General features: G+C 36.0%; 23 protein-coding genes. 12 read left to right on the forward strand and 11 right to left on the reverse strand.

The window, feature by feature from the left end:
• Window positions 1-7: 7 nt before the first annotated feature.
• Window positions 8-2,536 carry a ribonucleoside-diphosphate reductase subunit alpha gene (locus LV469_07795; GenBank protein UHR02538.1) on the reverse strand — a complete coding sequence of 843 codons (2,529 nt, stop codon included), beginning with the start codon at window positions 2,534-2,536 and terminating at the stop codon, window positions 8-10.
• A gap of 135 nt (window positions 2,537-2,671) precedes the next feature.
• Window positions 2,672-3,208 (reverse strand): ribosome-associated translation inhibitor RaiA, encoded by a 537-nt coding sequence (gene raiA / locus LV469_07800; GenBank protein ID UHR02539.1) that lies wholly within the window; start codon window positions 3,206-3,208, stop codon window positions 2,672-2,674.
• A gap of 118 nt (window positions 3,209-3,326) precedes the next feature.
• Between raiA and LV469_07805 the strand changes: the two genes are divergently transcribed.
• Entirely contained in the window at window positions 3,327-4,268 is a 942-nt protein-coding gene (locus LV469_07805; protein ID UHR02540.1) for an aromatic acid exporter family protein, read from the forward strand.
• Window positions 4,240-5,892: a hypothetical protein gene (locus tag LV469_07810; GenBank protein UHR02541.1), complete on the forward strand. Its 1,653-nt coding sequence runs from the start codon at window positions 4,240-4,242 to the stop codon at window positions 5,890-5,892. Before LV469_07805 ends, LV469_07810 begins: the two co-directional genes overlap by 29 nt.
• Window positions 5,893-5,925: 33 nt before the next feature.
• On the opposite strand, the gene LV469_07815 is transcribed toward LV469_07810, so the two are convergent.
• From LV469_07815 to LV469_07855, 9 genes are all read right to left on the reverse strand, one after another.
• On the reverse strand, window positions 5,926-6,348 hold the full coding sequence (locus tag LV469_07815; protein UHR02542.1) for an acyl-CoA thioesterase: 423 nt from the start codon (window positions 6,346-6,348) through the stop codon (window positions 5,926-5,928).
• A gap of 144 nt (window positions 6,349-6,492) precedes the next feature.
• Entirely contained in the window at window positions 6,493-8,568 is a 2,076-nt protein-coding gene (locus tag LV469_07820; protein UHR02543.1) for a heavy metal translocating P-type ATPase, read from the reverse strand.
• 3 nt (window positions 8,569-8,571) lie between these two features.
• Window positions 8,572-8,841: a DUF6110 family protein gene (locus LV469_07825; GenBank protein ID UHR02544.1), complete on the reverse strand. Its 270-nt coding sequence runs from the start codon at window positions 8,839-8,841 to the stop codon at window positions 8,572-8,574.
• Window positions 8,842-9,310: 469 nt separating this feature from the next.
• Window positions 9,311-10,387: a flippase-like domain-containing protein gene (locus LV469_07830; GenBank protein ID UHR02545.1), complete on the reverse strand. Its 1,077-nt coding sequence runs from the start codon at window positions 10,385-10,387 to the stop codon at window positions 9,311-9,313.
• Between the two features lie 14 nt (window positions 10,388-10,401).
• Window positions 10,402-11,043, reverse strand: a complete 642-nt coding sequence (locus tag LV469_07835) for a polysaccharide deacetylase family protein (GenBank protein UHR02546.1) — start codon at window positions 11,041-11,043, stop codon at window positions 10,402-10,404.
• Window positions 11,043-12,134: a hypothetical protein gene (locus LV469_07840; protein UHR02547.1), complete on the reverse strand. Its 1,092-nt coding sequence runs from the start codon at window positions 12,132-12,134 to the stop codon at window positions 11,043-11,045. Before LV469_07840 ends, LV469_07835 begins: the two co-directional genes overlap by 1 nt.
• Window positions 12,135-12,257: 123 nt before the next feature.
• Window positions 12,258-12,977, reverse strand: a complete 720-nt coding sequence (locus tag LV469_07845) for a hypothetical protein (GenBank protein UHR02548.1) — start codon at window positions 12,975-12,977, stop codon at window positions 12,258-12,260.
• Window positions 12,970-13,830, reverse strand: coding sequence for an ABC transporter ATP-binding protein (locus tag LV469_07850; protein UHR02549.1), 861 nt, complete (start codon window positions 13,828-13,830; stop codon window positions 12,970-12,972). Before LV469_07850 ends, LV469_07845 begins: the two co-directional genes overlap by 8 nt.
• Window positions 13,823-14,179, reverse strand: a complete 357-nt coding sequence (locus LV469_07855) for a GntR family transcriptional regulator (GenBank protein ID UHR02550.1) — start codon at window positions 14,177-14,179, stop codon at window positions 13,823-13,825. The genes LV469_07850 and LV469_07855 overlap by 8 nt, the downstream gene beginning before the upstream one ends.
• 178 nt (window positions 14,180-14,357) lie before the next feature.
• Here LV469_07855 and lepB point away from each other — a divergent pair, with 178 nt between their 5' ends.
• The 10 genes from lepB to LV469_07905 all read left to right on the forward strand — a co-directional run bounded on the left by lepB (window position 14,358) and on the right by LV469_07905 (window position 24,793).
• Window positions 14,358-14,861 carry a signal peptidase I gene (gene lepB, locus LV469_07860; protein UHR02551.1) on the forward strand — a complete coding sequence of 168 codons (504 nt, stop codon included), beginning with the start codon at window positions 14,358-14,360 and terminating at the stop codon, window positions 14,859-14,861.
• On the forward strand, window positions 14,851-16,203 hold the full coding sequence (locus tag LV469_07865) for an MATE family efflux transporter (GenBank protein ID UHR02552.1): 1,353 nt from the start codon (window positions 14,851-14,853) through the stop codon (window positions 16,201-16,203). Before lepB ends, LV469_07865 begins: the two co-directional genes overlap by 11 nt.
• Window positions 16,204-16,251: 48 nt before the next feature.
• Window positions 16,252-16,767, forward strand: coding sequence for a manganese efflux pump MntP family protein (locus tag LV469_07870; protein UHR02553.1), 516 nt, complete (start codon window positions 16,252-16,254; stop codon window positions 16,765-16,767).
• 16 nt (window positions 16,768-16,783) lie between these two features.
• Entirely contained in the window at window positions 16,784-18,391 is a 1,608-nt protein-coding gene (locus LV469_07875) for a hypothetical protein (GenBank protein ID UHR02554.1), read from the forward strand.
• A 361-nt stretch (window positions 18,392-18,752) separates the two neighbouring features.
• Entirely contained in the window at window positions 18,753-20,123 is a 1,371-nt protein-coding gene (locus LV469_07880; protein ID UHR02555.1) for a short-chain fatty acid transporter, read from the forward strand.
• Window positions 20,124-20,285: 162 nt separating this feature from the next.
• The gene (locus LV469_07885) at window positions 20,286-20,573 is read left to right on the forward strand and encodes a DUF2089 family protein (protein ID UHR02556.1); all 288 of its coding nucleotides are present in this window, start codon (window positions 20,286-20,288) and stop codon (window positions 20,571-20,573) included.
• Entirely contained in the window at window positions 20,566-20,835 is a 270-nt protein-coding gene (locus LV469_07890; GenBank protein UHR02557.1) for a hypothetical protein, read from the forward strand. The genes LV469_07885 and LV469_07890 overlap by 8 nt, the downstream gene beginning before the upstream one ends.
• Before the next feature lie 380 nt (window positions 20,836-21,215).
• A complete protein-coding gene (gene ppk1 / locus LV469_07895; GenBank protein UHR02558.1) occupies window positions 21,216-23,369 on the forward strand; it encodes a polyphosphate kinase 1 in 2,154 nt (717 codons plus the stop codon).
• Window positions 23,370-23,472: 103 nt separating this feature from the next.
• Window positions 23,473-24,141 (forward strand): 3-oxoacid CoA-transferase subunit A, encoded by a 669-nt coding sequence (locus LV469_07900; protein UHR02559.1) that lies wholly within the window; start codon window positions 23,473-23,475, stop codon window positions 24,139-24,141.
• The gene (locus LV469_07905) at window positions 24,134-24,793 is read left to right on the forward strand and encodes a 3-oxoacid CoA-transferase subunit B (GenBank protein UHR02560.1); all 660 of its coding nucleotides are present in this window, start codon (window positions 24,134-24,136) and stop codon (window positions 24,791-24,793) included. Before LV469_07900 ends, LV469_07905 begins: the two co-directional genes overlap by 8 nt.
• The last annotated feature ends 88 nt before the right edge of the window (window positions 24,794-24,881 follow it).

A 24,881-nucleotide genomic window follows, 5' to 3' on the forward strand; every position in this document is an offset into this window, starting at 1 on the left:
TTTCCTCCTAACTTGCACAATAATCACATTCTTCGACTTCAAGCGACTTGCTTCTCACATAGTAAATGGATTTTACTCCGACTTCCCAGGCTCTTATATAGAGGTTTAAAAGTCCTCTCATGGTGATGTCTGTTGTGATGTAAAAGTTCATAGATTGACCTTGGTCGATGTGCCTTTGGCGGATACCGGCAACTTCGGCTGCAATTAATTGGTCAATTTCGTGGGCGTTTTCATAAATCCAAAAGCTTTGAGCGTTTAGATCGGGGGCGACTCTGGGGATTATGGAACCCTTTTTTTCTTCGAGAAAGTATCTTTTCATAAGTGGATCTACGCCTGCTGTTGTGCCTGCTAGTATGGATGTTGAGCCTGTGGGTGCTATTGCCATTATATAGGCATTTCTAAGTCCATTTTCTTTTATGTCTTCTTGTAGCTCTAGCCATCTCTTGGAGTAGTAGTCCCTTCTTTCAAAGTATTTTCCACTTTGCCATTCGCTGCCTTCAAAAAGACCATAGGAGCCTTTTTCTTTGGCTATTTGCATGGAGGCCTTGATGGCAAAATAATTGATATCTTCAAAAACTCTGTTGGCCCATTTTTTGTGGTCTTCCAAATCCGAGAAGGCTATCTTGTCTTTTACTAGAGCGTGGTGGTAGCCACTCACACCCAGACCTATGGCTCTATATTTTCTATTTGTAATCTTGGCATAGGGTAGGGGGTAGTAGTTTAGGTCAATTACATTATCAAGGCCTCTTACAGCTGTTTGGATGATGTCTTCGAGCTTATTTTTGTCATCTAGGTCTATGTTGCCGAGCACAAGCGATGCCAGATTGCAGACTACGAAGTCGCCTGGTCTTGTGGTATTTACTACTACGGTGTCTCCGTCTTTTGTCTTTATTTCTGTTGAGATTGTTTCTATGGGAGACATGTTTTGCATGATTTCAGTGCAGAGATTTGATGAATATATCATGCCAGCGTGCTTGTTGGGATTCATTTCGTTTACATGGTCTCTGTTGAAGGTGAAGGGAGTGCCGGTTTCAGTCATGGATTTTAAAATCAAACGAACCATATCTTTTACCGTCAAAATCCTCTTTGAGATTGTGGGGTCATAGGCACAATCCCAGTAGCGCTCTTCCCATTCTTTTCCGTAAAAATCTTCTAGACAGTAGCCTTTTTTTGCCATTATTTCATGAGGGTCAAACATATACCAATTGGCATTTATGTTTTCTTTTGCCAATTTCCAAAAGAGATTGGGATAGCAAACGGCAGGGAAGATGTCGTGGGCCTTCATCCTGTCATCGCCATTGTTGGTTCTCAGTTGTAAAAACTCGGGTATATCCTTGTGCCAAACATCGAGATAGCAGGCGACAGAACCTTGTCTGACACCGAGTTGGTCTACTGCCACTGCTGTGTCATTTGCTAGTTTTATCCATCTTATAACTCCTCCGGCAGCTCCTTTGAAACCGCGGATGTCTGATCCGTTGGCTCTGACCTTGCCGAAATAAAGACCCATGCCGCCGCCATGCTTGGACACTTGGGCGAAGTTGTCTATGGATCTGTAAATGCCTTCAAGGCTATCTGGCACTGTGTCTATAAAGCAAGATGAAAGTTGATGGAAGGGCTTTCTGGCATTGGACATGGTAGGGGTTGCGACTGTTATTTGTAGCTTGCTCAGGATGTCATAAGATTTTTTGACCCACTTTAGGCGGTCTTTTTCTTTTAACATGAGGTGCATGGCAATTCCCATATACATTTCTTGGGGCGACTCTAAAATTTTGCCATCGTGAGTTCTTATAAGATATCTTTTTATGAGAAGATCCAAGGCAGAATATGTCAGAAGCTCGCATCTACTCTTGTCCATATAGGTTTCTAGTTGGTCTATTTCTTCTTTTGTGTAGGAGTCTAAAATGTATTTGCCATAGAGGCCGAGATTTTCCATGTATTTAATTTTGTCGTAAAAAGAGGAGGAATTTAGCTCTTTTAAATTTTCTTCTAGATCTAGCTTTAAGTCCAAATTCAAGAGCCTGCCAGCTATATATTCCCACTTGGGAGCTTCCTTGCTTGTGAGTTCGGCAGCTGCTCTAGTTAGAAGACCGAGAGCTTCCTTATCTTTTGTGGTGGCCTTTGTGAAGGATTGAAATTTTAAGAAGAGAGATTCGAGGTCATATCTTTTGCTGTCGAAATCTTTTCTGATTTTTCTTAAAATCTGTTCTATGTCTATATTTGGCATATAAGATTTGAAAGATTCGAAAATTTTGCGGTCTCTAGAGTGGATTTGCCTATATAGGATAAAGGACTTCACCACATCTATGTGTTTGAAATCAATGAGCGTAAGCTCTACTAAATCTTGAATCTCTTCTACGCCTGGATTGTGTTTTCCACTAAAATTTTTTTGTAGTTTTTCTTCGATTAGGTCTGTCATTTTTTCTATTTCTCCATCTGCGGGAGTTTTATTTATTGAATCGAAGGCCTTTTTCATGGCTATTGAAATTTTATTTTTGTCGAAAGGTGCCAAGTTCCCCTTTCTCTTTTTGATTTGCATTTGATCACCATCTCTATATATTGTGTTTAATTTTTTAATACCTTAATCATCATACCATAACTTGTTAGATATGGGGGCATAAATAATAAAAAAATAGCACCCCTTGCTGGGTGCTATTAATTCACATGATAGAGTTTATTTTAGCTTGGCTTCTATTATGCCGTAGTCTCCGTCTTCACGCTTGTAGACTATGTTTACTTCTTCTGTATTGCCATTTAGAAAGACGAAGAAGTTGTGGTTTAGAAGTTCCATTTGAAGGACTGCTTCTTCTTCCATCATAGGTTTTAGATCGAAAGATTTTCTCCTTACGATTGTATTTTCATCTTCATCTTCATGTTCTATTGGGCTTTCTACTTCTTCAAATTTTATAGAAGTGTTGTCCTTGTATCTTTTCTTGAGTCTTGTTTTATATTTTTTTATTTGTCTTTCCAGAGAGTTTTGTACCTTGTCTATTGATGAGTACATGTCGGAAGACGAATCCTCAGCTCTTAAAATTGTGCCAGGCAAAAAGATGGTTACCTCGATTTTTTGGTTGCCCTTGGTCGAGGAGAGAGTTGCTCTTGCCAAGATTTCGTCGGAGAAATACTTGTCAAGTTTGGATAGCTTGTCTTCAACTTTTGATTTTAGGCTTTCTGTCAAAGAGATATTTTTACCAACTAATTCTAATTTCATATTAAGTCCTCCTTTTTATATATTATACCCATTAAGATCAAAATATAAAATCGTTTTCAAATAATACTCATACAATAAAATTTTCCCCAATCTGTTATACTAAGACTAGAGGTAAAGTATGAATTATTATGAGTTAAAACATTTTGTGGGCATGAGGGCCATCAAGACTGCCATAGCTGTTTGCCTTGGTATGTACTTGGCCATGCTTTTTAAAATACATTATCCTGTTTTTGTTGCGATTGCTGCCATAACATCTATGCAACCGACTTTTGCCGAGTCTTTTCAAAGTATATGGAATCGGGCTTTTACAGCTGTTCTGGGTGTTATTTTGGGAACGAGCTTTGCGTATTTGTTTCCAAGTCCGTATCTAAGACCGATTGCAGGTGGGGTAGGCATACTTATAATTATTAAGCTGCTTTTGATTTTAAAGGCGGAAAAGTCTATTAGTCTTTCGACTATTGTCTTTATGGCGTGTTTGGCAACTACTGCCAAGAGTACGTTTGTGTACGGACTGGATAGGATTTATGGCACCTTGCTTGGTGTTGCTGTTGGATTTCTTGTAAATCTTTTGATTTTCACACCCAATACTCATGGCAACTTCATCAAGGATGCCGAGGCTATATATAAAAATATAAAGGACCTTTATTTGAACCATATCATCAATGGCAGACCTGATGATGTGCATAAGTTTGATTCTAAGATTAATCATTTAAAGCAAATGCACGGGCATATGAAGTCTGAATCCAATCACTTCTTTATGCCTAAGATTGACCTCAAAAGATGCGACAAGATAAATGATTTGCTTCTGGAATTGGATTTGAGGATGAAGATTTTGTGGGAGTATGGCAATGATGGCAAGATAGATATAAAAAATGTGGAAAAAATTTCCAGAATTTATAAATACTCTATTTTTGACCATACTATGAGATCTAATAATGAGCCTGATTTAGTATATAATTATCAACTTTCCATGGCTCTAGATAGTATGGAGGAAGTGTATAGACTTATAAAGAAAGAGGAGGAAACTGCTTATGACAGAAAAAAATTTGGACATTCTTGATAGAGCAGTGAGCTTGGGCAAGAAGGCGAGAGCTATTTTTGAATCAAATACCGGTTATGACAATGTGAGATTTGAATCTGCTGAATTTGAAGACACAGTGAAGTCTTTGATAAAATACGAAGATTTTGCCTCTTATATACTTTTTGATACAGAAGAAGGCAGGGAGAATTTAGATAGACTTTTTAGGATGAATTTTGTAAGAGGCAAGGAGAGCGGACAAGACCTTTTAAAAATACATGATATCTTGTGTGAGTCCTATTACAGTCTTTATAGACTTTACGATGAGGACGAAACTTTCTTTTATTTTGAAGATGTCATTTTAAATGAAAAATTGAAGATGAAGAAGATATATTTTTCTGATTTCTTTTTTAAGAACTCCCTGGTGCTTTTTGGTCGATTTTTAATAAAAGATGGAGAGGGCATACCCTTTAGCATAATTTCTGACATAGAGGAGGGTTTTCTCGATCAGATAAAGAGTGAGGTCTTTTATATTTTAAGACAGGCAAACCAAGGTATGCTCGATAGAGAAAAGATTGTGTATAGCTTGAAGAACTTTGCTCCAGATTTTTTTTACGGAGTCAGTTCTACTGTTGTTAGGATTGTGGCAGACCAGGCTGAAGAGGAAATTTTTTCAATGGTAGCTGAGATTGAAAATCTATATTTTGATGACAGGCTGGATTTGCAAAAATTCATAGCCAAGTATTCTTATAACTTGGATAAGGTCTGCAATGCCTTGGATAACATTTTTTATTTTAGCCTAGAAGATAGGGGCGAGAATTTTATCTCGGCAAGAAATTTGCGAGAATACTTGAAAGAGGGAGTCAAGGAAGGCAGATTTTACAGCCTAAAAGATTTCAACTACACTTTAGGACTGCTTATTAATATTTATGAATTTATAGACGCTAAAGAATTTGCTGAAAAAATTTCAAATTTAGAAAGTTTGAAGGGTGAGCTCATCAACATAAAAAATTTATTATCAAGAGATGAAGTCCATTATTTTGATGAGCAAATCGTAGAAAAGTTAAGAGCCTTGAAGATGGGTAGTCTAAAAATTGCCTACGAATTTTCTGACTTTAGGGATTTTTTCTATGAGAATGAGGTGGCTGTTTTAAATGACAAAAGCGGGCTTTATCAAAAAAGCCTTCTTGGATTGGCTGACCATCTAAATCTAGAGCCTACAAATCAAGTACAGACTTTTAAGATTAGACATTTTCCAGAGCTTCAAATTTTTTATGATTTAGTTTTGGAGAAGAAATTTTTTGTGCTTCACAAGATGGACGTATTGTATTTGGAAGAGGATCTTCGCATCTTGATTTATGATAGGATGGACGAATTTGAAAAGGGCGCTTTTTTGATAACGAGGTTTATAAGTTATGTCAAAAATCAAAATGCAAGATTTAGAAATACTTTCGAAAAATTTTTGGACACTATCTTACAAAAAGGCGTGACAGACGAGTCAAATAGAAAATTCGGCTATTATCTTTTGCTTATGTGCAAGTTTGGACTTTTAAGGCCAGGGGAAAAGCTGAACTCTTATGACTTTATTCTCACTGATTTGGGTAGATTTATTTTCAAAAAGTATTTTAGAAGTGAATCAAGTCTTATAAAAATTTCAAATAATTAAAAAACCGACTAGAGAGGTCATCTCAAGTCGGCTTTATTTTTTTAAAAACTTTTTGGCTTTTTCGTGAATTTGCCTATTTTCATCGGTGATTTCAAGCTCTAAACCATGGGGCAGGGGTCTGGTGTTTTCGTCGACATTTACATAGCTTATGAAGCCTTCCACCTTGATTTCTTGGTCTACTTTAAAAGAGATGTAAACTATAAATGAAGTTTTGCCAAGATATGCCATTTGACCTGTGCATTCTATAAGAGAACCAAGCTTTATGGGTTTATAAAAGGACATTTGGTCTATGTTTACAAGGACTATTTGATCGGCTGGCACATAGGAGCAGGTCGTCATAAGTCCCGTTTCAACAAACCATTCAGCGGCCCGTCCTGCAAAGAGGGTGCCATGGTGATTGAGGTCTTCACTTTTTACAAATCGCCAAGTTTTTAATTTGTCTGAGTTTGCTTTCATATCATAAGTCCTCCTTTATTTAAATCAATCTCTTATCTGGATTTTACCCCCAATGAAAAGTTTCTGCAATGGACTTATTTTTTAAAACAAAAAAGACTGGAGAAATATATCTTCAGTCTTTTTAACTTCAAAAAGTTTTCAAATTCAAATATTGTATTCCTTCATATTTTCAAGCGCAATTGATACGGTTGATGAATTGTGAAGAAGGGATGAAGTTGTGTTTGAAATCACTTGGAAATAACCAAGGGCAATTAGTAGAGAGTTAAAGGAGATTATTTGATTGTAATCAGATTTTATTCTCTTTTGCAGGCCCTTTGCAATTTTAACAAGTTTTACAATTGATTTTAGATCATCTGAGCCTATTGCTATATCGGCAATTTCTCTTGCTATGTCTGCTCCCTTGTGCATTGCTATACCAACATCAGCACCAGAAAGAGCCACAGAGTCGTTTATTCCATCGCCTATCATTACGACTTTTCTGCCAAGGGCTTTTTGCTCTCTGACATAAGCTGCCTTATCTTCGGGCAGAACTTGCGACTTGTAGTAGTCTAAATTCAATTGCTTTGCAACATAGGAAGCGGAGTTCTCTGCATCACCTGTTAGCATAGCTATATTGGTAAAGCCGAGTTCTCTTAGCTCGTCTATGGTTTCTTTTGCATCTTCTCTTATGGGGTCGCTTATACATAAAACTGCTATGAGCTTTTTGTTGTAGGCCAGATAGAGAAGGGAATAATTTTCCTTTAGACTTTCAACAAGAGCTTCTTTCTTGGCGGATATTTTTACTCCTTCATCTTCAAAGATGAAGTGGGCAGATCCTATAAGGGCAGTCTTGCCGTCAATCTTGGAAGAAATCCCATGAGCTACGATATATTCTGTTTCCGAGTGCATTTCTTCGTGTTTCAAATTCTTTTTGATTGCAGCATCCACAACCGCATTGGCTATGGAGTGAGGGAAGTGTTCTTCCAAGCAGGCTGCAATTCTCAAACATTCATCTTCTGAATGACCATCAAAGGCGATTATTTTTTCTACACTTGGTGTAGATTTTGTAAGAGTACCGGTCTTGTCAAATACAATAGTGTCGGCTAGAGCGAGATTTTCTAGATATCTGCCGCCCTTTACCAAGATGTCATTTTGACCAGCTTGGCTCATAGCCTTCATAACTGCTATTGGAATGGTAAGTTTCAAAGCGCAAGAGAAATCCACCATTAAAAAGGCCTTAGCTCTATTTATAGACCTTGTGAAGAGATAGGAGAGGGCAGCGCCTATGAAGGAGTACTTCACTAGGGAGTCGGCCATATTTTCCGCCTTCTTCTGTGCCAAGGACTTATTCTTTTCGTTTTCTCCAATTAATTTTATTATATTGTTGATCCTAGAGTCGTCATGAAGCTTTTCGGTTTCGATAAGAAGCATGCCTTCTTCCAAAACTGTACCGGCAAATACACTCTTGCCTTCTTCTTTCTTTACTGGGATGCTTTCGCCTGTAAAGGAAGATTGGTTTACCATGCCTACGCCTTTTACAACCTTGCCGTCTACTGGGATTGTAGTACCCATGCTGACTTCGACAATGTCTCCAATTTGTACATCTCTAAGATTCTTAATTACTTTTTCTTTGCCTTCTAGGACAAAGACCTTATCTACATTTAGTTCTAAGGTTCTGGCTAGATCGCCTTGAGACTTTTTAAGTGTCCAATCTTCAAGACTTTCGCCCAAGTCTAGTAGGAACATTATAGAAGAAGCTGCGCCAAAATCATTTGTAGCCAAAGATACGCCTATGGCTGTGGCATCAAGCACCTCTACGTTTAGTTTCCTATTGTAAAGAGACACAAGACCCTTTTTAATAAATCTGGCCGCCCTCAAAAGTATGACGATGCTGCCGAATGGAGCAGGGATGAAATTTTTCATCACAAATCTCACTTCGAAAGCATCTCTTATTATGTGAAAGAGTTCCTTTTCTTCAAGCGGTATATATGACTTGTCTTCGATTTCAAATGTATCCAAATAGGAAGGGTCGAAATCTAAAATAAATCTACATACTCTGCCAAGAGCTTCCTCATCATAATTTACAATAATACTGCCTGTAATTGTGGACACCTTGGCATAACTTACTCCGTCTATTTTTTCCAACAAGTATTTGAGCTTGTTGGCACGAGAGTAAGAGAAGATATGATCACAGGAAAACCTGATTCTACCAAGAGTCCTATGAGAAATTTTTGCCTTCATAGATTATAGAATTTCTTCTTCGGCTAGATTTTCTACTGATTCTTCTGCTACTTTAGCCTTAGCTTCTTCAGCTTTTTTAACTTTAGCTTCTGCAACGATGTCTTCAGCATTTTCTTTTACTTTTTCTATTGTCTTGTCAATGCCTTCTTTTACCTTTAAGCCGCCAGCTACAGTAGATACTGCAAGTTTCTTTACTGCATTTGATTTAATTATTTGTTCTCCTAAAAATCCTAATACAACACCTGCACCAATACCTAATAATCTTTTTTTCATTTTTTTCACCTCATAAATTTTTTTAAGTAGTAACACTACGTTTTCTATAGACTATATTAGCACTATCATTATCATTTATCAATAAGTATTTTGAAAAAAATTAAAAAAATTTTTAATTTTTTAAAATTTGGCTGAATTTCAAATATTCTATCGAATGATTTATCTTGATATACGAGTAATACCGAGGGAACTTATTGATAATCATTAGTGAAATTTAATCGGCATAAGTGATAAATGATAACGAGATGCCTATAAGCCTAAAGGCATTATTGGAGAAAGTCTCTTCAACTAATAGTCTACATCATTTACATGAAAATTAAAACAATTATCAATTTTTAAAAGGTCTTATAAAAATACAAAATAAATTTAAAATATTAAAAATTTTAAAATATCAATTTTTGCAAATAAAAATCCTTTCGAGTAGATTCTAATTTTACTTAGCTTCTATTCGAAAGGACAGGATTGAGTTTTATTTGTGTTTAATTTTATTTTTTATTCTTTCTACAAATTTGCCCGACCTTTTTACTTTGTTTGCTTGTAAAAAGAGGGATGTGAAGGCGCCTACTGATAGAAAGAGGTAGAAGGTCAGGCCTCTTGTGATAAGCATGGCGGCTGCTAGATTATCGTGGCCATAAATAGGCTCAAAGATGCTTAGAAATCCTCTCTCGGCTATGCCGACACCGCTTGGAAGGGGGAGGGCTTCGAAGGTCATTGTAAAGATGCCTTGGAGGCAGACCATTTCTATCAAGCTAGGTGAAGTGGAGCCTAGAGCCTTGGCAACCCAAAAGCCGACGCTGTAATATAAAAATATATGAAGGAGGCCTATGGGGATGAGTTTTAAAACTAAAAAGGGATTTTCTTTTATCCAATTCGCCCCAAGTCTATACTCATCGAGCATATAATTTAGTCTAGTGCTCAAATTTTTCTTTCTAAAAAAGGCGAACAATTCCAATTTGCTTACCAAGGCGCCGAGAATCTTGGGCATCAACTTTTTTGAAAATATTAAAAGACAAAAAAGTGATACTAAAAAGATTTGGGCCATAAGACCAAACAAAAACAAGTATTGAAAAACTGGCTGTTTAGAAAAAAAGCTGGTTACTATGTTCGGTTTTATAATGGATGAAATCAACAAGACCCCCACTACTGAAAAATGGTAAATACCATTAAAAATCAACATGACTAAGGAAGACGAACCCACGTCTATGCCGTCTCTTCTCATAAAAAATATTTCTGCTGGTTGACCGCCTATGGCGCCGGGTGTGATGGCTGAAAAGTAATAGTCAATAAGAGTATATGCCATGGTTCTGCTGCGCTTTATTGGAAACCCAAGGCTTGACAAGAGAATCTTTACCGCTTGGGCTTGGCAGAGAAAGAAGAGAAAGATTGATACGATAATGGCCGCTATATATTTTATAGGTACTTGTTTTAAGACTGAAGGCAGCATTATCACTTCGTCTTTTTTTATGGTAAATGTCAAGGTGATGATTATTAGTAAAATTGTAATGGCTAAGTGGAGCCAATATTTTTTTAAGTAATTAGTGTTCATCAATTCTCCTAAGATCAAAGGGATTTTTTTAAAGCGTAAAGAGTATTTAACGGGGCCTTTGAAGTGGAAATCATCTTGTGATTGGAGTCGTGAAGTAAAATAAGACCACCATCTTTTATAGCTTTTTTTAAATCATGGGCAAGTTTGTCTTTTGGTAAATTCTCGTCCCAATCGCCAAGTATATGATTCCAAAGCACGAGGCTTAGCTTAAATTTCTTTATATAGTATAACATGGCAAGGTTAACCCAGCCATGAGGAGGTCTAAAATATTTCACGTCTATGCCGAGATTTTCAAATTCTCTAAGGCAGGCTTGCATCTGCATTTTTGTTTTTCTGATTGACCAAAAGGCTGGATGACTGTGCCTGTAACAATGTAGTCCAAACTCGTGGCCATCTTTTTTTATAAGCTCTACAATATCTGGATAGGCCTTGATTTTTTCGCCGACCAGAAAGAAGATGGCCCTTTGATTTTTGGATTTTAGAAGTTTTAAAAATTCTTTTGTAAAATCTTTGTTGGGGCCATCATCAAAGCTCAGTATTAAATTATCTTTTCCCAATCTTTCCTTGCGTATATATTTGAAATACAGACAGGGCAGGGGAGAATATATGGCATATATAGTAATGAGAAAAAGAAGGACGAGAAAGATATTTTTCATCAGGACACCCGCCTTTTTTCGCTCTTTAAAAGTTCGATTAGGACAGAAGAATCTATGGAAGATTTCAAATTGCAGGCGGAAGTTCTCATAAATTCAAGGCTTCTTTGGTCACTTGCAAGAGAGCTTATGAGGGAGTAGTCAGTTTTGCCGCTGAAGGGATCTTTTGCAAGACTCATGGCAAGACCTCTTGATTTTAAAAAGTTTGCATTAAAAATTTCTTGACCCAGTTTTACTGGCAAAAGCAGCAAGGGTGTTTCGGAGTAGATGGCTTCGAAACTTGTCACACCACCGGGTTTTGCAATCAAGAGTTGGGCTTGTCTCATCAAATCGGGCATATTATCTACAAAGCCTAGAGATTTTAGCTTGGGAAAATGAGTTCTCAAATATTTGAGTAAGTGTTCATTTTTCCCACATATTACATAGACGGGGGCAGATTCTATTTTTTCAAGTTCTCTATAAAAATTGGGGTCTTTTGGCAAAATTCCAAGTCCACCACCCGAAACCAAAATCTTGTCCTTTTTTATATTGGAACTAAAATTTTTGAATTTTAAATCGACGGGTATGCCGGCGGTATAGATTTTATTTGCCGGCACACCACTTTTTATAAGGTCATTTTTACCGTCTTCACCAGCTACGAAATAGTAGTTGGTATATTCATTTATCCATCCGTAGTGAGGTTTTACATCTGTAATCCAAGTAAGAAGTGGAATGGAGGACTTGTATTTTTCTTTGTAAGAAGCTACAAGTGAGCTTGCTTGAGAAAAGGTTGAGATTATCAAATCGGGATTTTCTCTTTCTATTAAATTTTTAAATCTACCCAAGCCCTTTGAGTGGAGCTCTTCGAACTTAGATTGGGGATGGGTGGATTTTAATTTTTTATTGTAAAGATAATTGTAGAGATGATTTCCCTTGTTAACCACAAGTGAGTAGGCCCTATAAAAGATGGGAGCCAGTTTTTTCATCAAGAAATCATACAAATCTAAATATTTTACTTCGCTTATAAAATTACATTTTTCCAAATCTTCACCGATGGCAAGAGCGGACTTATAATGACCCATGCCACATTTTGAAGTAATTATTAAAACTTTCATTAAAGTCGCCTCCTAAAAGATTTAACTATAAATATTATAAAATATGTGGCTTAAACTATGTGTTAAGTTTTTTCTAAAAAAAGTCTAAGTTTAGTTAAACAAAAAGTTTCACTAGTCTTAAAGTCACTTATTACCTTTCAAATCTTGTGTCATTATTGAATAGCAAGAGATGGCTAAAAGCACGACAATTTGAAGAATAATAAGAATATAATTTCCTTTTGGCATACTGAGAATAAAATCTCCAAAGATTCTTATGCCGGTTATAAATTGAAATAGCAAGATGTTAGTAAGGATAAAAAAGCCACAAAGAGCTATCCAAAACTTTCCACCAAAACGATAATTTAAAGCCGCAAAGAAGCGAGCATAGGAAAGCCATAGGATGTAGTAAAGAGCCATTTCAACATAGGGTATACCCTTAAAAAACTCGGACAAATTATGATTGAATTTGCTTAAATCTCCAACAGCTACAAAAAGAGCTATCAAAAGGCAGATAAAGGCAATAAGAGCATTGGCAAGCTCAAGTAGTATTTCTGAAAATATGAAATTTCTCCTTGAATTTTGAAGTCTTACAAGTGTTTCAAATCGGTTGTACATGCCAGTATAGGAATTGACCCAAGGCATTAAAACCAAACATGTGATTGCGAAGGTTACAAGTGTTGAAACGATTATATAAGAAACATATCCCAGCTTAACCATGGCAAGAGGGGCTTCTGTAATCTGAATTCCAAAGCTGCCTGGCCTATTTAAAAGGACACTTAAAAGAATTATAAATAAAATGGTTAAAAATCCCCAGGCATTGTTAGCCAGTCCTTCTTTCAAATCATATTTTATACTTTTATTCATAATGTGCTCCTCCAATCATTGCTATAAAAAATTTTTGTAAATCAATTTTTTCAAATTCGACACCGTCATCTTGCATCTTTAAAAGTTCATCGCCTGTGAAATTGTCATAGACAAAGTAAAAGGTTGAACCAGCAACAGATTCTTTTGCCAAGATATTTTTGCCTTCAGGCTTGTGGTCTTTGAATTTATAAGCCTTATCCTGAACATTTTCGACTTCATCCTCTAGGATGAAGCGACCCTTATGGATTATCTTGAGGTCTGTAAGATAATTTTCAATCTCGCCAATTATATGGGTTGAGATTATTACTGTGCGAGGATATTTTTCTATATCTTCCATGAGTAGACTATAGAATTTGTATCTATTTACTGCGTCAAGACCAGATGAAGGCTCATCGAAAATAGATATGGGACTTCTAAGAGCAAGACCTATTATAAGTTCGACTATGGTTTTGTTTCCTGTTGAAAGCTTTTTGTATTTTAAGTTTTTAGAAAGAGAAAATTTTTCTAAAAGCTCATTTGCATATTCTGAGTCGAATTCAGGTCTTAGGCTTTTAACATTTTTAAAAATATTTTTTATGCCGCAGTTAAGAGAGGAGTTCGATTTAGAAAATCCATCTCCAACATAGGAGATTTTTTCCAAAACAGATGTGTCGTTTGCAATCTTTTTTCCATCTAGCAAAACTTCACCCTGATATTTTCTAATATGGTTTGCGATAATTTTCATAAGAGTGGTCTTGCCAGATCCATTTTGCCCTATAAGGCCATAAATTTTTCCGTCTTCAAAAACGGAGTTGATATTTTCAAGTACCTCAGTTTTACCATAGGACTTGGATAAATTTTTTAATTCAATCATTGGTTAGCTCCTTTAGTTTTTTTACTAATTCGTCCAAGCTAATGCCCAAGCTTTTCATCTCTTTAGATAAAAAGGGCAGATAGCTTTCATAAAAATCATTTTTCTTTATTTCCAGAGCAAGTGCCTTGCCATTATCAGAAACGACCATGCCGATGCCTCTTTTTTTGTAGACGATATTTTCATCAACTAAAATATTAAGACCCTTGCCTGCCGTTGCGGGATTTATATTAAAAAGCTTTGACAACTCATTTGTAGATGGACAAAGACTACCCGGTTTAAATTTACCGGAAATTATTTCTCCCTTGATGTAATTTGCAACTTGCACGTAAATTGGAAGACTATTTTCCACATAACCACCTCCGAGGTTAACTACATGACTAATGTAATTATAACAAAGAATTTTTTACTTGCAAGTGTTTTTAAAAAAATTTTAAAAAAATCTTAAAAGACAAAAAAATTTGCTATAAATAGCTAAGGCAAGTTTTTATTTGCAAGCACTTGTGATAAGATTTTGGAAGGAGGTTTATATGAAGAAAAAAGATTTTGCGATTATACTGCTGGCGTGTGGCCTTGCCATACTGATACGCAGTTTTATTTTTAATATTTCCATAGTAAGACAATCAAGCATGTATCCGACATTACAAAGCGGGAATTTACTCTTTGTATCTAAACTTGGAGTAAGGCAAAATATAAAGAAAGGCTCAATAGTGATTTTAAAATCTCCTGCTGAAGACAAACTCTTGATAAAGAGAGTTTTAGCTTTGCCGGGTCAAGTTGTGGATATAGAAGATGGCAAGGTAATTGTAGACGGAGAAGCTCAAGAAGAGCCATACACATCTGAGCCAGAAACTTCGCCAGTCGGAGAGACTTCTCATTGGGAACTCTCAGATGATCAAGTATTTGTCCTGGGAGACAATAGGCCCAACTCAATAGATTCTAGGATACTTGGACCGATAAAAATGAAAGATGTAAAAGGAATTGTGAAATTCAGAATTTATCCTTTTGAGAAATTGGTAAATTATGAAAAGTAACAAGATGTTTAATGACTTATTGAAATTATCTTTTCCCACCATGATGGCCATGGTTTTACAGTCTGTTTATGATATAGTCGACATGGCTTGGGTGGGGAAGATTTCTTCTGAGGCCTTGGCTGGAGTCACTCTGTTTTCGACCATAATGGCAATTTTTTTATTTTTAAATGAAATAATCGGAGCATCTTCCATATCTCTTATTTCGCAAAATTATGGCAGAGGGGACTACGAAAGGACCAATAGGGTGGCAGAACAAACTATAACTTTTAAGGTTTTTGTGGCCTTGATAGCTGCATTTCTGCTTTATTTTTTGCTAGAACCCATCTTAAAACTATATAGCAAGGATCCCAAGATTATAGAAGCGGGACTTGATTATGGGCGACTTAGAATTTATTTTCTGCCCATGTTTTTCGCTTCTTATTCAATCAACACTATTTTTAGGTGCGCAGGAGATTCAAAGACACCCTTTTATATAATGTTACTTGCAACTGTTGTAAATCTCATACTCGATCCGATTTTAATGTTTGACCAAATCCCCTATATGCCCTTTAAGGGTTTTGGTTTGGGCGTAAAAGGCGCCGCCCTTGCGACAGTGATTTCAATTTTTATTTCTTTCACAGTGGGTCTTGTGATAATTTTTAAGGGCAAGGGGATTATTAAATTATCGCTAAAAGGGCTCTTTAGATTGGATTATGAGATAGATGAAGCCTTGATAAGAATAGGCTTTGCAAATGGAGTGCAGGTCTTATTTAGATTTTTATTTGCAGCAGTCATAATAAAATTTGTATCTTATTATGGGGACTATGCCATATCAGCTTTTGGAGTGGGAACCAAAATTTATGGCTTTGCCTTTTTTCCAATATCGGGTCTTTCCATGGGCGGTTCTGTAATAGCAGGACAAAAACTCGGAGAAGACAATATAGAATCAGCAGAAGAGTGTGCAAGAGTTACAGGGCTTTTTGGGGCCTTTATAATGCTTGTTTTTTGTGTATATATAATGTTTAATGCACAGACACTAGTGGGACTTTTTTCTGGGGAGAAAGAGGTCTTAGAGCTTGGAGCAGGTATGATTACCTATTCCACAATTATGTTGCCGCTTTTGGCTTATGGTTTTGGTCTTGCAGTCGTATTTTACGGTTCGGGCTACAACTTGCCAATATTTATAGCCGGCTTAGTTTCGCAGTGGTTTATTCAATTGCCCTTATTGTTTTTGACTGTAAGTGTTTTGCATCTGCCAATCAAGTTTATGTATTCGACCTATATGCTGGCAGACTTGGGGCATTTTTTGACCATGCTATTTTATTACAAGAGGGGAAAATGGAAATATTCTAGAGTTTCATAGGGGGAGATTTAAATTTTATCTGTATTTGTAATTGGGGTAGGTCTTTCAATGGATGCTTTTGCAGCTGCTGTTTGCAAGGGACTTTCAATCAAAGAAAAGGCCTATAAAGATATTTTGACAGTGGGGTTTTATTTTGGATTGTTTCAGGCCTTGATGCCTATCTTGGGCTATGTTCTTGGCAAGACTTTCGAGTCCGTGATTGATAAGTATGACCACTGGGTAGCTTTTTTTCTCCTGGGTTTTATTGGGATAAATATGATTTTGGAATCGAGAGAAAATACTTGTAAGCCTGGAGGCACAGATAGGAAGTCTATGATTATTCTTGCCATAGCAACTAGCATAGATGCCTTTGCAGTTGGCGTTTCTTTTGCTTTTTTACATATAGATATAGTGACTTCCAGTCTTTTAATAGGAGCCACTACCTTTTTTCTTTCTCTTCTTGGGGTAAGGTTGGGAAATGCTTTTGGGATGCGCTATAAGCAAAAAGCTGAGCTTGTCGGAGGTATTATTCTAATTTTTATGGGTTTGAAAATTTTGATAGCTAATCTGCTTTATTTGGCATAAAACACAGGAGATTTATATGGAGATATTAAAAGAGCTTTTTCCTATATTACTTTTAATTGGCACTATTTTACTTTTGGGATTTGTCTTTGATCTTTACAGGAGAATCAAGTACAAAAAAATCATGACAGCAAAGCTAAAACATGATTTTTACAAGATGACCCTGCATTCTAGAAGGCTGGATCTTGTAAAGGCGCTTGAAAAAACGTCAGATAATTTAGATGACATATCCTGGAATGACATGGAGATGGATAGTCTTTTTAACTATTTGGATCAATCTTTTTGCCTAATGGGAAGTCAAGCTCTTTATCAAAAATTAAAAAAGGGCGACTATGATAAAAAAGAAGAAGAAATCATATCTGAAATTCTCTCTAATCAAAAAAAGGCTTTGGACTTGGGACTTCTTTTTATAAGCTTTGGAAGTTTAAAAGATAAAAGTCTTTTTAGAAGCCTTGCATCTGGGATAGATCTTGGAAAACTACATAAACTAAGAGGACTCATTTATTTGTGTTCCCTTGCTCCCATTTACACAATTTTGGCTTATAAATTTTTGGGATGGGCAGGTCTTTTATCAGTCATCCCCCTTTACTATGTAAACTATCTTTTGAATATCTATCTTTCTAAAAAAAGTAAAGGGCAGTCAGCTACATTTTCCAGGATAAGAGCCTATGTCGGAATCGCCAGAAAAATCGCCATATCGGATTTGAAACTCGGACAAGACCAAGAGTGGTTAAAAGACAAGAAAAAATTCTTGGACAAGGCCTTAAAAAGCGTAGGTAAAAACTATTCGAAAACTGGCTCTGATGCTGATTTTATGTATGACCTACTAAATGTATTTTGCCTTTTAGAAGCCAGAAACTTTTTTAAGTCAACAAAGTTTTTGAACGAAAATTTGGACAAGCTCAAAGAAACTTATCTGCACACAGGTAGAATTGATATGTATCTGGGTCTAGCCTCGCTTAGACAGATTTTAAAAGATGATATTTGCCTTAGAGAAACTAGTGATAAGCTAGAAGGACAAGACCTCCACAATCCCCTTATGTATTTCAAGGGATATTCTGTAGCCAATTCATTTTCCTTTTCAAGACCAGTTATCTTGACAGGATCCAATGCGTCAGGCAAGTCCAGCTTTCTTAGGACAATAGGCATGAGTCAGATCATGGCACAAGGACTTGGCTTTGCCATAGGCAAAAAATTTACAAGCAAAAGGGTAGAGCCAATAAGCTCCATAGATATATCAGATTGTTTGGATAAAAAGATTTCCTACTTTATGGCAGAGACCATAGCCATAAAGAGAATGCTTGGAAAAGAAGGCCAGATATTTATCTTGGATGAAGTTTTCAAAGGGACCAATACTCATGACAGAATAGCCGCTGCCAAGGCCCTTTTAAACTATCTTTCAAAAGAAAATTTTGTCATTGCAGCAACCCATGATATAGAACTTACTGAAATCTTAAAAGATACTTTCGACAACTATCATTTTGAAGAAGAAATCAAAGACGGGGATATCATCTTCGACTATAAATTAAAGAAGGGGCCCACCACAAGTAGAAACGCGATAGAGATTTTGAAACTTAACAAGTATCCAGAAGAAATAGTAGAAGAAGCACAAAAATTTAAACTCTAATAATTGCAAAATAGGCAAACATTTTTTAATTAAAAGTGAAAGTCTAAATTTAAAGTTAAAATTAAATTTCATTATAAATAAAAATAATAAGTCCTTTGAGGCTTATTATTTTTTTAAAATAAAATAAAAAAAATAATAGTTAAAAAAATATAGAAAAATAAATAAAATATATAAAAATTTAAAGAATGCACAAGACGCAACAAAAGGCATATGGGCAAAATCTATTTTCATCTTTAATAAATTTAAGACCAAGATATCGAAAAGAAAAGCTTTTCCAAATACTATTTTTTTCACGATGTGGTATAATAATAAAAACAGTTTAGTAAATGTTTAGTAAGTTTTTACAATGAGGAGGTACAATATGTTTAAGAAATTTACTAACGGTTGTGTTGCATTAGTTCAAAAACTTTTGCCCGATGCATTCATATTTGCGATTATACTATCTATAGTTACATTTGTTGGGGCAATCATTGCAACAGGACAAGGCCCAATGGAAATGATAAACCACTGGGGCAAAGGAGTATGGGGACTTTTAGCGTTCACAATGCAAATGGCCCTAGTTCTAGTGCTTGGAAACGCTTTTGCATCTTCAGCACCAATAAAGAAACTTCTTGGTAAGATTGCATCAATTCCAAAGACACCAGGATCAGCAATTATAATTACAACATTTGTTTCAGCAGTTTGCTGCTGGCTTAACTGGGGATTTGGACTAGTAGTAGGAGCTCTTCTTGCAAAGGAAGTTGCTAAAAAAGTTAAAAACGTTGACTACAGATTGCTTATTGCATCTGCTTATTCAGGATTCGTTGTATGGCATGCCGGAGCTTCAGGATCTGTTCCTCTAGCACTTGCAACAAACGCTGAAGAAGTTACTAAGGTTACACTTGGAGCTTTGGATCACATCATTCCTGTAAAAGAAACACTTTTCTCAGTACAAAACCTTATAATGGTATGGCTTGTAATCCTTACAATTCCATTTGTAAACAAGGCAATGCATCCAGATGCAGCTCACACTGTAGCTGTTGATCCTAAGATTTTCGAAGAAGAAGACGAAATCTTGAGACTTCGTGCAGAAAAGGTTAAACCTAAGAGCGAATGGACAATTGCAGATAGACTTGAAAACTCAGTTATCCTATCTCTATTTGTAGTTGTTATAGCTGCAATATTCCTATTCAAACACTTTGCAACAAAGGGTCTTGTACTAAGCCTTGACATAGTAAACTTGATTTTCTTGACACTAGGAATCCTATTCCACAAGACACCAATAAACTATGTAAATGCTATCAATGACTCTGCAGGAGCAGCTGGTGGTATCATCCTTCAATTCCCATTCTATGCAGGAATCATGGGTATGATGGTTGGTGCAAACGCAGACGGCGTTTCTCTAGCATCTGTTATCACAAACGGATTCTTGAGAATTGCAACTCCAAGAACATTCTCAATGATAACATTCTGGGCAGCAGGTCTTATTAACATGTTCGTTCCATCAGGCGGTGGACAATGGGCAGTACAAGGACCTATCACAATGCCAGCAGGTATCAAACTTGGCGTGGATCCAGGAAAAGTTGCAATGGCAATAGCTTGGGGAGATGCATGGACTAACATGCTTCAACCATTCTGGGCTCTTCCAGCACTTGGTATTGCAAAACTTGGAGCAAAAGATATCATGGGATATTGCGTAGTTATACTATTCTATGTAGGTATTCTAGTATCTGTCGGCTTCTTAATCTGGTAAAAATTCAATCCCCCTTTATGGGGGATTTTTTTATGCTTGGGTTATTGTTGTACGCTTTTCAAAATAAAATTAAATTGATAGTCGAATAAAAGTAAAAAACAGAAGACTAATATTGAATATTATTAGAAAATAAGTTAATATAAAAGAGAAAGGAGTATTGTAATGAAGAATGATTGGATCTTTAATCTCGATGATAATGAAATAGCATTTATTAAGCAGTTCATTTTATCGTCTGGATCATTGAAGAGCATGGCTGACTATTATGATAGCTCCTACCACATAATCAGAAGTAATCTTAATCAGTTAATTGAAAAGGTAAAGCTTATGGAGGTGGATGAAGATTCGTACGTGAAGTTCATTAAGTCTTTAGCTTTGCAAGATAAATATGATTATGAAACTACTAAGAAACTGATTGATAAATACAATGAAAGGAGACAAGCAAATGAATAGAGAGTTATTGCTTCTTTACTTGGTGATGGGCATTGTTTTAGCCGGACTTGAAATTTACGTTGGTAAAAGCAGAAAAGCAAATAAATGGATTATACCTGGTGCAGTTTGGATTATTACGATTGCTGTAGCCATCCTATTTTCAGTGAATTTTGGTGCTTTTTCTTCGTTATTGCAGGCTGTCGTTTTGGTAGGATTTTATATGGAAGATTGGCTTCATAGAAGGAATAGTGATGACGAAAAATTCAAGATAAAAAACTTATGATGAATGCATCATTCAAAAATTTATCTCGATAGGTTAAAGCGGCAAATCGAAGGGTTTGCTGCTTTTATTTAGTGGACGCTATCAGGTGTCTTTTTTTATGCCCAAAAAAAGTTTGCAAATTGTAAATAAAATTGTGATTCTCGCCCCGAGACTTACAAATTTTGTTACAATGTAAGTAGATTATATCGTAGGAGAAGGAACCTTCGATTGGGGAAATATAATCTTAAATCGGCAAAACGATTTAAAAATAAAAAATTGCTAAATGAAAATAAGACAATAAAATCTGCCGAGCGTAAGAGTCAAAAAATGCGTTCATATAAAGGGGATGACGCAAAATAGAAATTAAGACTTGAAGCTTGTAAGAAAATGGAGGCCCTTTTATGACCATAGAAAGCAAAGAAAACAACAATAGAGAAATGGACATATATGAGATAGCTCAAAATAGAGAATTGTCCTGGTTAAAATTTAATGAAAGAGTTCTAGAGTTGGCAATGGATCCACTTGTGCCAATATATGAAAAATTAAAATTCATAGCTGTCTTTACCAGTAATCTTGATGAATTTTACATGGTAAGAGTGGGCTCTTTGACAGATTTAAGCCTTCTAAAAACGGATCCGGGCGATAGTAAAACAAAAATGACTTCAAAAGAGCAACTCTATGAAATTTTCAAAAAAACAAGGGACCTTTACAGGCAAAAAGATTCAATCTATCAAAGGCTAAGCGAAGACCTTTTTGAAGAAGGAATCTGCGAAATGAAGCTACAAGATCTATCCAAAATCGACCTAAGACACATCCAGTCCTATTATAGAAATTTTATAGAACCTATTTTATCTCCCATGGTCATAGACTCTTATCATCCCTTTCCCTTTGTTGAAAATTTGCAATCCTATCTAATAGGGGAAATTCAAAATGACAGTGGCAAAAAAATAGGAATCCTTCCCATACCCAAGGCAGCGGATAGAATTTTTTATTTTCAAGATCCAGATAAAATCAGATACATAAGACTTGAAAAAATAATAAAATATTATTTTGAAGACGTATATAGTGATTGGAAAATCTTAAATTTCACCACTATAAGAGTCACAAGAAATGCAGATTTGACTTTGGCATCAGAAATTGCAGACCAGGATTTGGATTACAGAGACTCTATGAAAAATATTCTAAAAAAAAGAAAAAGGCTTCAAGCGGTGAGAATTGAAACGGACAAAAAGCTATCTAGTGGTCTGGAGGAGTTTCTCTGCAAAAATTTAAAAATAGAAAAAGAACAGATTTTTGACCTCAGCTCACCCATGGATATGTCCTATGTCTATGATTTTGCAAATAAGATGGACAGTGAGCTTTTAAAGCACACTTCCTTTACAGAATTTAGCCCACAAAAAAATCCTCAGCTAGATATGTCCAAGAAACTTTTAGATCAGGTAAGAGAAAAAGACCTGCTCTTTATCTATCCTTATGAGGATATAAACCAATTCTTAGCCCTTATAGAAGAGGCTGCAACTGATAAAGATGTAGTAGCAATTCGCATAGCAATATACAGACTCTCTTCCAATTCTAAAATAGCCTATTCGCTTATGAAGGCTGCCGAAAATGGCAAAGATGTCTTGGCGCTTATGGAGCTTAGAGCCCGTTTTGATGAGCAACACAACATAGACTATTCAGAAGCCCTAATAGAAGCTGGGGTAAAAGTCATATATGGAATAGAAAACTATAAATGTCATTCTAAAGTTTGTCTAATAATAAAAAAGGGCAGAGAAGGCATGGAATACATCAGTCAAATAGGAACAGGCAACTACAACGAAAAGACGGCAAAACAATACACGGATATATCACTTATCACATCGGATAAGCAAATAGCCCAGGATGAAATAGAATTTTTCAACAATATGCAAATGGGAAAACTAGATGGCAAGTACAAAAAACTTTTACAAGCCCCAAGCAACTTAAAAGAGAAATTCCTAGAGCTTATAGACAAGGAAATAAAAAAGGGAAAAGACGGATTTATCTTTTTTAAATTCAATGCCCTAACAGATAAAGACTTCATTTTAAAATTGGCAGAAGCCTCCCAAAAGGGAGTAGAAATAAGACTCATAATAAGGGGCATATGCTGCTTGGTACCAGGAATAGAAGGGCTGACCCAAAACATAGAGGTAAGATCTATTGTAGGAAGATTTTTGGAGCACGACAAAGTTTATATTTTTGGCAGAGAGAAAGACTCTAAAATTTATATATCATCAGCAGATCTCATGACTAGAAATACAAGCAGAAGAGTTGAAATAGCCTGTCCAATAGAAGACAAAAATGCAAGAGAAAAAATCCTAGACTATTTAAACATCCAGTGGCAGGACAATCAAAAATCAAGAAAGTTAGGCAAAGACAAAAATTATGAAAGAATCTATACAGAAGAAAAAAGCTTTTCATCCCAAGACTATATGATGGCAAGTGCCAAGGCAGAAGTGCTTGATTACAGAGAAATGAAAAAAGAAGAAAGCCAAAAAAGTCTATGGAAGGGCATAAAAAAATTCTTTAAAAGTTAAAAGCCGAAAAAGAATTTCTTTTTAAAATTGTACGTGAATTTGTGCTATAATGAATTTAGGCATTTAGTTGTTAATTATAGCTTATGCAAAAGGAGTGAAAAAATTGAACAAACTAATAGGTTTACAAGAAGCCGTAAAGAAAATTAAAAACGGTGACGTAGTAATGGTGGGCGGTTTCCTAGGATGTGGAGGCCCAAACATGATACTCGACTACATAGCTGATAACACAGATTTAAAGGATCTTACCCTTATCTGTAACGATACAGCTTTTCCTGAAGTAGGTGTAGGCAAGATGGTTGTAAAGAAAATGTTTAAGAAAATCATCGCATCTCACATAGGAACAAACAAAGAGACAGGAAGACAAATGTCAGAAGAAGAAACAGAAGTTGTACTTGTACCACAAGGAACTTTAGCAGAACAAGTTAGATCCGGTGGATACGGACTTGGCGGAGTATTGACCAAGACTGGCTTAGGCAGCAAGGAAATCGAAGAAGGTAAAAAAATTATCGAAATCGATGGCGAAAAATGGTTGCTTGAAAAACCACTAAAGGCTGATGTTGCTCTATTGAACTGCGCAAAAGCAGACAAGTTTGGCAATCTTGAATTCCATGGCTCAACTCAAAACTTCAACACTCTTATGGCTTTTGCTGCAAAGACAGTTATAGTACAAGCTGACAAGGTTGTAGAAATTGGAGAATTAAATCCTGACAATATAAGAGTGCCAGGAGTACTTGTAACCGACATTGTAGATGGAGGTAAAATAAATGGATAAGCAACAAATAAAAGAATTTATAGCAAAAAGAGTAGCAAAAGAATTAAAAGATGGTGACGTAGTTAACTTGGGAATTGGTCTTCCAACTCTAGTATCAAACTATGTACCAGAAGGTATATTTGTAACTCTTCAAGCAGAAAATGGATATACAGGAGCTGGCCCAGCACCAGCACCAGAAGATGCAGACCCATCAGTTGTAAATGCAGGTGGTCAACCAGCATCTGTTTTAGCTCATGGAGCTTACTTTGACTCAGCAACATCCTTTGGTCTAATAAGAGGCGGTCACTTGGACATGACAGTTCTAGGAGCCCTTCAAGTAGACGAAGAAGGTAACCTTGCCAACTACATGATTCCTAAAAAAATGGTACCAGGCATGGGCGGAGCAATGGACCTTGTTTCAGGTGCAAAGAAGGTAATAGTTGCAATGGAACATACACAAAAGGGTAACCACAAGATCCTATCTGCATGCAACCTTCCATTGACAGGAGCAAAATGCGTTGACATGATAATAACTGAAATGGGAGTAATGGAAATCACAGACAAGGGAATAAAACTAACAGAAATAAATCCCGAATATACAAAAGAACAAGTTCAAGAAGCAACAGGAGCAAAACTCATAATTGCAGACGACTTAAAAGAAATGGGAAAATAATAGACCAAACAAAAAAGACTCGCAAGCCGAGTCTTTTTTTTATTTAATACTTACATATTTTTAGTTTTACAATGTAGTTTTATAATAA

The organism is Peptoniphilus sp. GNH (assembly GCA_021307325.1).
Taxonomy (GTDB): domain Bacteria; phylum Bacillota; class Clostridia; order Tissierellales; family Peptoniphilaceae; genus KA00134.